Here is a 3277-nt window from a genome sequence, read left to right on the forward strand (position 1 = left end):
GCCACAACATCATTTGGTCTTTAACTTTTAATTCAAACGGTTCTTGTAGCTGAGGAGAGAAAAGAATGACATAGACACTAGCGAATAATACACTCAAGGTCAAAACGACCTGGATAACCACCCTGGTCATGTTTTAAAACCTATAAATGTAGTTTAAATTGATCTGTGTTTTATCAAACTCGTAATAGCCTTGATTAGAATCATGAATAGCATGGTTCAAGCTCGCACTAGTAAGAGAGGTACGATTAATTTGATACTGTCCGCCCAAATCGAAACGTGTAACTTGGTCAGCGCGTTTATTATCAAACCGCCAATCTACCTGTACATAATCAGTAGTAGTATAAGACGCACCTGCCATAAAACGCCATCGCGCACTTAATACTTTACTAGTATTTAGCTTTAAGACTTTTTCAATTAAAGATGCCGGATCAGCATTGGCATTTTTGGTTTGTTGGCGGTTTTCATAACTAAAATGTGCATCTAAAATCAATGGTTTATCCCCAATCGCATGTCGATATCTCATCGAATAGATATTAGAGTGAGCATTACGAATTGAATTATCACCATCATACTGCATAGAACGTAACTTATAAGTCGCCGCCAAGGTTTGATTCGCAGATAAAAGCTGCTCTAAACTTGCGCCCACTGAGGCATTAACTAGATAACCGTTTGCGTCTAAATAAACACGGTCTATCTCAAGCGGGAAAGCCACTTTATAAATATCGTGTTGATAAGTGGGGGCCGTTAACGCACCAAGATACACCACATTATTTTGCGAATAATCTTTGTTTAAGCGATTCAACCCTACCAACTGATTATTAACTGACCAAGCACCACGCTGGCCAAAGTCATAACTATGGTTGTAAACTAAGGTTTGACCAAAACCAATATCAGATTGCTCGTCAGGTGACTCATCTAAACTAACTCCAGGCAGAACTGATTCAAGAGAAGTTAAGCCTGCTAACTCTACGGTATCTCCGTTACCATTATTTACATTTGAATCGTAACCCAAGGTTAAAACCAATGTAGTAGCATGGCTGTGTCGTGACTGTTGCTTATCTATGCGCGCTTTAAATGCCAACACATTGGTTCGCACCGCATCCGGTAAATTAGCGCGCAAAGCCCTATCCAGCTCGGCATGTGCCAAAGCATACTCACCCATTTCAAAGTAAAGTTTTGCCAACTCTAAACGCGTGCGAACACTTTGTGGGTTTAGCATTAACACCCGATCAAACGCCGCAATGGCTTGATCGGTTCGTTTTAAAGCGGCCGCCGACATGGCAAAATAGAAATTAACCAACGCATTTTCTGGGGTGCGATTTAATAAAACTTCAAAGGCTATATAAGCTTGATTAAATTGACCTTGGTCAAACAAGGTTTTGGCTGCGTCAAAATCGGCTTTTAATGAATTTTGAATTTGCTGATTCGTCGCGTTTTCGGTATTGGCGGCATAAACAGGAAAACAACAAAGATTTAAAACCACAAACGATTTAATTAAAAATTTGATCACTGTTTAACCGCCTTGAACACACCGTTAGCCAATAAACCTTCTTTATCAGCCCAAAACTCTCCACCTACAGACTCCGCGTTTGGACCATAAAACATACCGTTTAAACCCCCATATGCGGCCTCGCCTATTTGGTTTCCGATAAGTCCAGCATTAAACCCTTCACCACCTACATAAGTTTCATACTGATTATCAACGTTCAAATCCCAGTTTGAACCATCTGTAGCCGAAAATTGAACGCTACCATCAATAGAGCTTTGAGCAAAATCAAATGTAAGACTTAGATTACTTGTTGATGTATTAATTAAAAAACTTTCATTTGTGGTTGGATTAATAACCTCACCGAGTACTTGACCAGAATAAGTGTAAGAATCCATTCGTTCACTAATCAACAAATCAACATGGGCAGCCGCCTGACTTACTTCAGTACCGCCAACCCAGAAGCCGTTAATATCCGTATCTGTCTGCCAGGTTCCCCAGCCAACATAATCATCAAATGTACCGACTAGATCAAACTGTGAAGTTTGAAGAGCACCCCAAACATAATATTGTTCGTAATCAATGATTTGCTCGGGCTGACACTCAAGACAAGGATCTTGTACTAAGTTATAAGATGTATAAGAAGGTAATTGCCACCCAGTTACAACAGCAGGTAGAGGATCCCCAACAACTACCGGATCATCAACGACTACTTCCACTGGATCATCAACAACTACTTCTGCATGTTCTTCAACAACATTGCTAACTTGATCATCTATATCTTTTTCGATTTTCGCATCTAAAGATTGATCAACAACTTGAGTATCCACATTTGTCTGACCACCATTAGCTGAATCAGTTGGTTCAGTTAACCCACCTGTATTTTGCAAATCTTCGGTTTCGTCATTCGTGCCAGCTTGACCTTCAGAGCTCTCTCCTGATTCATCTTCAGTTTGCTCACCAGACTCTTCATTGATTTGTTGCAGGTCTTCATTGGTTAAAGGCTTTGGTGTTTCCGGTGGTTGACCGGGAGTAATGTTGGTGAGTTGACCAGCCGGTACATCTACTGTTACCCCAGTTTGATCTTCGGTTACAAAAATTTGACCACTGATTGTCGCGATGGTTTCACGATCCTCTGTAATTCGGCCGGTAAAAATGGTGCCGCGGATACCGATAGTGGCGGTACGAGTTTTAACTTTGAATTTATCAGGGGCGGCTTTACCAATTTGGCCGGTGATAACCTTAAAGGTGCCTTTGGCGATGTTGAACTTGGCTTCAGCCTGATTGGAGCCTTCGTTTAAAAAGCTGTCGACACCGAATTCGGTGTTACTGCCAAGTGTGATTACGGTATTGTCGCTAAACCGAAGTTGAGCACGCGAACTGGCATGTGTGAGGATTTTATCTTGCTCTAGAATTGCAGATCCCGTTTTGGCTTGGATCACTTGATCAACGCGCTGAATATCAACCTGACCCGTTGCTAACACAATCGTACCTATTGACGACCATGCCTGGTTGGCGAACAGGAACAAAATAAAAAAGAATAAATGGTTTGGACGCTTAAACATAATGCGACCCTCTTCGTGATGAAACCAACTCCGTATCAAGCAAATCGTTTGACCAAACTCGGTTTTCTGTAAAAGTAAGATATCTTAATATAAAATACTAGCGTTTTTATATGGGAAATAAAGCATTATGTTTCAATTGGTTAGACAAAACCACCAGGCCTGGTGGTTTATTAATGCTCGCGGGTGGCGGTGAACTTTAGGTTCGGCCAACGTTCTTCGGTTAATT

At 41.1% G+C, this 3277-nt stretch carries 2 protein-coding genes; both read right to left on the minus strand.

The genetic code is table 11. From position 1 onward, the window contains the following. Positions 1–133: 133 nt before the first annotated feature. The gene (locus tag IBX48_RS10010; RefSeq protein ID WP_296834063.1) at positions 134–1510 is read right to left on the minus strand and encodes a tetratricopeptide repeat protein; all 1377 of its coding nucleotides are present in this window, start codon (positions 1508–1510) and stop codon (positions 134–136) included. Continuing rightward, positions 1507–3051: a FecR domain-containing protein gene (locus IBX48_RS10015; protein WP_296834066.1), complete on the minus strand. Its 1545-nt coding sequence runs from the start codon at positions 3049–3051 to the stop codon at positions 1507–1509. Before IBX48_RS10015 ends, IBX48_RS10010 begins: the two co-directional genes overlap by 4 nt. Positions 3052–3277 lie beyond the last annotated feature (226 nt).

The organism is Thiomicrospira sp. (genome assembly GCF_014859555.1).
In the GTDB taxonomy this organism is placed as follows: Bacteria; Pseudomonadota; Gammaproteobacteria; order Thiomicrospirales; family Thiomicrospiraceae; genus Thiomicrospira.